The 236-nt window shown below is 28.8% G+C and carries 1 protein-coding gene; it reads left to right on the top strand.

The genetic code is table 11. The features are described from left to right. Positions 1 to 236 (top strand): condensation domain-containing protein (locus SB752_RS33260; protein WP_410719637.1); only part of this gene is annotated, 236 nt, incomplete at both ends.

Below are 236 nucleotides of genomic sequence, written 5' to 3'. Positions count from 1 at the left end.
CAATGAAAAATCTGAATAAAGAAATTTCATTCAAAATATTTTATAAAAATCCTACAATTAAAGAACTGACTGAAGGATTATTAGATAACAAATATGTAACTATTCCCAAAGCATTAGAAGCTATTTCATATCCATTAACGTCTGCGCAAAAAAGATTATGGATATTGAGCCAACTTGAAAACAGTTCAATAGCTTATAATATGCCAGGAGCTGTTAGATTGACAGGAGAAATAAAC

This window comes from Brevibacillus sp. SIMBA_040, from assembly GCF_046535075.1.
Taxonomy (GTDB): Bacteria; Bacillota; Bacilli; order Brevibacillales; family Brevibacillaceae; genus Brevibacillus.
The sequence above is the reverse complement of the archived record's forward strand: the minus strand, read 5'-3'. Positions and strand labels throughout refer to the sequence as shown.